The sequence below is a fragment of the Chitinophagaceae bacterium genome, assembly GCA_030053935.1.
In the GTDB taxonomy this organism is placed as follows: Bacteria; Bacteroidota; Bacteroidia; order Cytophagales; family JASGCU01; genus JASGCU01.
In genome coordinates this window covers 1-7,557 of record JASGCU010000104.1, presented here as the reverse complement: position 1 = coordinate 7,557, position 7,557 = coordinate 1, and the positions used below count along the sequence as shown (strand labels likewise).

At 32.9% G+C, this 7,557-nt stretch carries 5 protein-coding genes; 2 read left to right on the top strand and 3 right to left on the bottom strand.

Features of this window, described 5'->3' with window-relative positions; translation table 11 throughout:
- Nucleotides 1-319 precede the first annotated feature (319 nt).
- Nucleotides 320-1,060 carry a 1-(5-phosphoribosyl)-5-[(5-phosphoribosylamino)methylideneamino] imidazole-4-carboxamide isomerase gene (locus QM536_08880; GenBank protein ID MDI9357120.1) on the bottom strand — a complete coding sequence of 247 codons (741 nt, stop codon included), beginning with the start codon at nt 1,058-1,060 and terminating at the stop codon, nt 320-322.
- A 305-nt stretch (nt 1,061-1,365) separates the two neighbouring features.
- Here QM536_08880 and QM536_08875 point away from each other — a divergent pair, with 305 nt between their 5' ends.
- Nucleotides 1,366-3,879 carry a PIG-L family deacetylase gene (locus QM536_08875; protein ID MDI9357119.1) on the top strand — a complete coding sequence of 838 codons (2,514 nt, stop codon included), beginning with the start codon at nt 1,366-1,368 and terminating at the stop codon, nt 3,877-3,879.
- 137 nt (nt 3,880-4,016) lie between these two features.
- Nucleotides 4,017-4,868 (top strand): DUF2911 domain-containing protein, encoded by an 852-nt coding sequence (locus QM536_08870; GenBank protein MDI9357118.1) that lies wholly within the window; start codon nt 4,017-4,019, stop codon nt 4,866-4,868.
- Nucleotides 4,869-4,950: 82 nt separating this feature from the next.
- On the opposite strand, the gene odhB is transcribed toward QM536_08870, so the two are convergent.
- Entirely contained in the window at nt 4,951-6,177 is a 1,227-nt protein-coding gene (gene odhB, locus QM536_08865; GenBank protein MDI9357117.1) for a 2-oxoglutarate dehydrogenase complex dihydrolipoyllysine-residue succinyltransferase, read from the bottom strand.
- Between the two features lie 118 nt (nt 6,178-6,295).
- Nucleotides 6,296-7,372: an anhydro-N-acetylmuramic acid kinase gene (locus tag QM536_08860; protein ID MDI9357116.1), complete on the bottom strand. Its 1,077-nt coding sequence runs from the start codon at nt 7,370-7,372 to the stop codon at nt 6,296-6,298.
- Between the last annotated feature and the right edge of the window lie 185 nt (nt 7,373-7,557).

Here is a 7,557-nt window from a genome sequence, read left to right as displayed (position 1 = left end):
TATCTTTTTAGAAGAAACAGTACATCTGCAAACATAAATATCTTTTCCTATAGGAATAATACTCTCATTAACAACCATTTAAAAATCCGTATAATTTAAATGCCATTTTACGCTTGTTTGTGCTTTTCGTTCGTTGCTTTTTTTAATGGCACATAATTTTTTTTATTTTAAAAGTTAACAAATGACTAAGGTTTTCAATTTGATTTCAAGACATTTGCAAACTGCTCAAAAAAATATTTTGTAAACTCTGTGAGATAATCAATTATAAAACTAAATCCACCATTTCAATCGTGGATTTAGTTTTTAGAAATGCCATCTCCTATTCTCTTTTTTTATTGTGGGTGATAAAGTTTTCTAATTCTTTGAGAGTGATTTTTCCTTCGTAATATGCTCTATTAAAAATAATTCCATATACTCCTAAATCTTGGAGTTTTTTTATATCATCTATATTCCTTATCCCTCCGCTTGCGATGAGACAGATATCTGGAAATTTTTCTAAAATACTTTTATAAAGAACAAAGTTAGGACCGTCAAATAAACCATCTCTATTGATATCTGTAGTTTTTAGAAATTTTAATCCTCGGTCATAATAGTACTGTATATGGTCAAATAAATGTATTTTAGTTTCTTTGAGCCACCCGCCTACTTTTATAAAATTATTATCAGTATCGGCGGCTAACACAATTTTATTCCTTCCGTGAGACATCATCCAATTATGAAAAAGTTCTTTGTCATAAACCGCAATGGTGGCACAGGTTACGCTTTCCGCCCCAAGTTCAAATGCTTTTAGAATATCGGCTTCTTTATGCATCCCTCCGGAATAATTTACTTTTAAAGAAGTATGCCCTTTTACAGCTTTCAAAATATGCATATTGATAGGTTTTCCTTCTTTGGATCCGTCCAAATCAACCAAATGTAAATAGGTTATCCCAATATCCTCAAACCGTCTCGCCGCATCTAATGGGGATTCTGTATGCGTAGTATCTATTGAATAATCTCCTTTTTTAAGACGGACTGCATTTCCGCCCACAACTGTAATAGATGGTAATAAATATATCATTGTTTATGAGTAAAGTATAAATTGTGTAAGTAAATTATAAATAAAAAAAATAATTTTTATGGACGTAATCCACTATTGTTTTTCAATAGTAAATAATTTCCTTTTAATCCTTGTATTTTTTAATAGAAAAATAAACATAGGATATTCTACATTTTTTATCTATTGAAGTTTTTTTTGCATAGTTTTGATATTTTGTTTGTATTAATATATTAAAAAAAGTAATTTAGTGAAAAATATAAAATATTTTTTTACTTGCACAGAAGTATAAATTATTACATTAATTTTTCAAAACAAATAATTAAAAAATGAATCAAAAGAACACAATATTTTTTTGCATATCTCTTGTATTTTTATGGGGGATAACAAATCAAGAAAGCTACTCACAAAAACCAAAGCATTATAACGAAGCAGATATTCGTCTGATGTTAAAAAAATTACCCGTTGCGGCTTCTGTTTTATATATAGCAGCCCATCCCGATGATGAAAATACACAGCTTATTGCATACTTTGCAAATGAAAAAATGTATAGAACCGCTTATCTTTCTTGCACGCGAGGAGATGGAGGGCAAAATCTTATTGGCTCTGATATAGGAGAAAAATTAGGAGTTATAAGAACAAGTGAATTGGGAGAAGCGAGAAAAATAGACGGGGGAGAGCAATTTTTTACAAGAGCTATTGATTTTGGTTATAGCAAACAACCAAATGAAACTTTCACCAAATGGGATAGACAAGAAGTTTTGTCAGATATCGTTTGGGTAATAAGAAAATTTAGACCTGATGTAATAATAACAAGATTTGCATTAGAAACGGGTTTTACCCATGGCCACCATACAGCATCTGCAATGTTAGCAAACGAAGCATTTAAAATAGCAGGAGATGCTGATAAGTTCCCTGAGCAACTTCAATATGTAGAACCTTGGAAACCAACACATATTTTTTGGAATACATCCACATGGTTTTATCAAAGTAGAGGACAAAAAATGGATACAACGGGTCTTATAAAAATAGAAGTAGGCGAATATAGTAAGATATTAGGTCTTTCCTATACAGAAATAGCCGCAAACAGCAGAAGTATGCACAAAACACAAGGATTTGGAGAAACTGCTATACGAGGGAGAGACATAGAGTATCTCAAGCAATGGGATGTTCCGTTGGTTCAAAAAGATATTATGGAAGATATAGAGACATCCCTCAAAAGAGTAAGTGGAACCGAGAAAGTTTTATATTTTATGAATAATGCACTTTCTCAATATAATCCCGAAAATCCTATTTCTATTCTCCCGCACCTCTTAGATGCCTATAGAGAATTAGAAAATGTATCCGATATATTTTGGAAAACTATAAAACAGAAAGAAATCAAAACTATTATTACGGCTATCACAGGTCTTTTTTATGAAATAAAAACAAATACATATTCTATTTCCCATGAAGATACCCTAAGAATCAGTTTTGAAGCACTCAATAGATCGGAAGCGAATATCGTCCTCACAGAAGTATCCATCCCTTCTCTTGGAGAAAAAATAAAAGTAAATCAACCGCTTTTTTATAACATCCCATATACAAAAGAAAAAGTATATAACTTCCCGAGTACAGTACCCTATACACATCCGTATTGGTTAAAAAAAGAAGGAACTTTGGGAATGTCAAAAGTAGATGAACAACTTATGCGGAGTCGACCTGAAAGTGAACCTATAACTTGCACTTTTTCATTCATAGTCGGCGGATTAGACATTACATTAGAAACAAATCTTGTATTTAAAAAAAATGACCCTGTAAAAGGAGAGGTTTATAAACCCCTCGCTGTTACCCCCCCTGCTTTTGTGTCCTTAAAAAATAAAATATATCTTTTTGAGGATATAGAAAAACCAAAAACGATAGAGGTAACCGTAATAGCAGGTAAAAATAATATAAAAGGACAAGTCCAATTAAATGTCCCCAGTGGATGGAAAGTAACCCCTGCCTCATACCCATTAGAATTAGAAGAAAAATATCAAGAAAAAATATTTTCTTTTAAAGTCACTTGTCCAAAAAATAATACTTCGGGAGAAATGGTAGCAGAAGTTTTAACGGGAGGAAATCTTTATAATAATAGTTATATAGAATTGCAATACCCCCATATACCTGTCCAAACACTCGTTCCCATTTGTAAAGCAAAAATAGTAAAATTAGATATAAAAAAAACAAAAAACGAAGAGTTTACAATTGGGTATATAATGGGAGCGGGAGATGAAGTACCTACCTGTTTAGAACAAATAGGGTATAAGGTAGAAATTATACCAGGGCATTCCCTTTCTCAAACAAATTTACAGCAATACGATGCTATTATATTAGGAATTCGTGCTTTTAATACAGTAAAAGAACTCCGATTTGAAACAAAAAATCTTTTTGATTACGTGGAAAAAGGAGGTAATTTGATAGTGCAATATTTTACAAATAATGAGTTGCTCGTCAAAGGTGTTTCCCCGTACAATTTAGAAATAGGGAGAGGAAGAGTTGCTGTGGAAGAATCTCCTATGGTTTTTTTAGATCCACATAATCCTCTTTTTCAATTTCCTAATAAAATAGGTGCAGAGGATTTTCAAGGATGGGTACAAGAAAGAGGTCTTTACTTTGCAAAATCATGGGATAAAAAATTTACCCCTCTTTTATCTTCTCAGGATACAGGTGAAGATCCACAAAAAGGAATACTCTTAGTTGCAAAATACGGAAAAGGACATTACATATATACGGGTTTGTCATTTTTTCGGCAGCTTCCCGCTGGGGTTCCCGGTGCATATAAACTCTTAGTAAATATTATTTCCGTAGGAGGAAAAAAATAATTTGCATTTGTATAATGTCTCAAAAAAACATTGTACAATACTGACATTATGTCCTATAAAAACTTGGCATTGATTTTGCACTATGTTTAATATATTCAGTATAATTTAATTAAATATTTATTTAAAACTTAAAACTAATGAAATTTTTTGTAGTAAGTATATTATGTTTGTTTTTTGGAGCAGTAAATGCTCAAATAAGAACACCACAACCAAGTCCCGGTGCTAAATTAACTCAGACAATAGGTCTTGCCACTTTCAGTGTAGAGTATTCTCGACCTGGGGTAAAGGGAAGAACTATTTTTGGAGGAGAAGTAGTTCCTTTTGGAAGTGTGTGGAGAACAGGAGCAAATGCACCTACATCTCTTTCTTTTGATAGAGATATAGTTATAGAAGGAATCCCTGCCAAAGCAGGAAAATATATTATAACATCTATTGTTAATCAAGACAATTGGACTGTGCGATTTGTGGGAGAAAAAAATGATACTCTCAAAGTTGTTGTTCCTGTAATAAAATATGGAATAAAAACAGAAACCTTCACTATCCAGTTTGCAAACATACAAAACAGTGGTGCAGATCTCCAATTTATATGGGATGAAACATTAGTAAATTTAAACATACAGTTGTCAACAGATGCAGAAGTAATGGCATCTATAGATAAATTTAAGGCAAGTCCTGAGTCATCCCTTGCTCAAACCTATTATGATGCAGCAAGTTATTATTTTGCTAATGGAAAAGATAAAGTACAAGCATTAGCATGGGTAGATAAAGCATTAGCAATAGATGGAAATCGTTTCTGGGTGCATAGAACCCGAGCTCTTATTTTAGCGGATTTAGGTAGATATGCTGACGCAATAGAAGCAGCGAAGGTAAGTCATGCAAAAGCAAAAGAAGCTAAAAATGATGAATATGTAAGAATGAATGAAAAAAGTATCGGTGAATGGACTCCAAAAGCAGTTCCTACACCTGATCCAAAACCGAAGAAGAAATAACATATTCTGTTCTCTTCTACATTAAATTGAAATAACCCATACAGTTTTGTGCTGTATGGGTTATTTATTTTTTAACTTCTCTTTAAACTTCTAACAATAAACGAGTAGGGTCTTCCAAAAGTTGCTTTACTCTGACTAAAAAACTAACAGATTCTCTTCCATCAATAATTCTATGGTCGTATGAGAGTGCAACATACATCATGGGACGAGCCACTATTTCTTTACTATAAGGACAAACAACGGGTCTTTCTACAATGTTATGCATTCCTAATATAGCAGATTGAGGTCCATTGATAATAGGAGTAGACATAAGTGAGCCAAATATTCCTCCATTTGTGATAGTAAAAGTTCCTCCCGTCATTTCTTCAATAGATAATTTGTTTTCACGAGCTTTTTGAGCGAGTTGTAAAATTTCTTTTTCTATTTGTGAAAAAGAAAGAATATCTGCGTTCCTTATCACAGGCACAACAAGCCCTTTCGGAGCAGATACAGCGATAGAAATATCACAAAAATCATTGTATATTATCTCATCTCCATCTATTTGTGCATTTACAGCGGGGTATTCTTTGAGTGCCGCACATACTGCTTTGGTAAAAAAAGACATAAAACCTAATCCTACATCATACTTCTCTTTAAAAGCATCTTTATACTCTTTTCGTATGTCCATAATAGGTTTCATATTTATTTCATTAAAGGTAGTAAGCATAGCTGTTTCGTTTTTAACTGCTACTAATCTTCTTGATATAGTTTTTCGCAGGGAAGACATCTTTTCTCTTCTTTGCTCTCTTGTTGTATTTGATGGGGTCGCTTGGACAGTTGCCGGAGTGCTTGCTTTTGTCATAGTACTGACAGCATCTTCTTTTGTTATTCTACCTCCGATACCTGTTCCTTTTATGGTGGATGGCTGTATCCCTTTTTCTGCTAATATCTTATGGGCGGCAGGCGAAGGATGTCCTATTATAGAGGAATTATTGGAGGGAACTTCTTCTTTTTTAGGATTTTTAGAAGGAGTAGGTATTGCTGTTGTTGAGGTTTGATTCGAAGCAAAAGAAGTATCTATTTGACAAACTAATGCTCCTATTTCTAAAGATATTCCTGCTTCTGCTTTTATAATACATTTTCCGGAATGGGACGCCGTTATCTCAAATGTCGCTTTATCAGATTCTATTTCTGCTACTATTTGATCTATTTTAACCATGTCTCCGTCTTTTACAAGCCATTTTGATATAGTGACCTCACTGATAGATTCGCCTACTACGGGGATTTTTATGTCTACTATTTGTGATTGTGTTTTTTGTGTTTCTTGCATTTTGAGTAAGTTATAATGATGTTTTATAATATTTTAATGGAATGATAATAATACATAAAAGTAATAAAAAATAGATAATTACAAGTATTTTCTTATAAGAATGAAAAGATTTTTTTAATTATATACAAAAACCATGCATTACACCATTAGAAGTATCGGAAGAAGCCCCTGTTACGTTTTTCAAAGCATTGGGAATATTCATATATCTTAAGAATCCTAAAAAAGCAAAAATTATGGCTTCTTTATAGTCTATGATTTGTTTGTCGGGTTTTTCAAAAACGTTCTCCCCTTTTCCAACTCTATTGAGTTCTTGGAACAAAAAAGTATTATGGGTTCCTCCGCCAGTCACCAATATATTCACCTTTTCTTGGGTTTTATAGGTGTTTACATCTTTATTTATCTGCTCTGCAATATGAACAGCAAAAGTTCGCATCAAATTTTCTATAGTATACTGAGAAGTATCCAAAAAAGGATGTATATACTGCAAAAACCACTCTACTCCTAAACTTTTAGGATATTTTTTTTGAAAAAAAGGAAGAGAATTTATTTGTGAAATAAGGGTTTTAATCACAACCCCTTGCTCTGCAATATGCCCATCTCTATCAAATTGCTCCCCTTTCTTTTCTGCCAAAGCATTGAGCACCATATTACACACCGTAGAGTCAAATGCAATGAGAGCTTCGTTATGAAAAGATAGATTAGCAATCCCCCCTAAATTAAGAAATATCGTATGCTCAGGGAAAAGATATCTTTCTCCCATAGGAACGAGAGGTGCTCCCTGCCCTCCGATGAGAACGTCTCCAATTCTAAAATTACATATAGTCGGAATGTGCGTGCTTATCCAAATTGCCTCCCCATTTCCTATTTGAAGAGTCAATTTTTTGACAGGTTGATGAAAAACAGTATGTCCATGCGAACTAATAAAATCAGGTTTTGTATGGTTTTTTTTACAAAAAGAAATTATTTTCTCTCCAAACAAAAGACCTAACTCAATATCCAGCACACTCAAATCTTCTCCATTCATAGAGAGGGCATTTTCTAATCTTTTCTTCCAAGCTGTTGTATATGCGCACGATTCTGTCGCAAGAATTTTAGAAGCAAAAGATTTTTTTGTCTCCGTCACAAATTCACATAAAGCAATATCTATCCCATCTAAAGAAGTTCCCGACATAAGTCCTAATACTATTTTTTTCATAATGTATTCTTTGTCCGTTCTGAAAATTGATTTTATTATTATTGAGTGTCAGCAAAAAAACTCTTCATTGCAAATGTGTTTACACTTGTATAATGGCTAATAGTATTCTTTGATGTAGTCATAAGCCCTCTTATACTCTTTCCGAATTAATTGCAAAAAATCAATTATAATGAAAATTTAAAAAA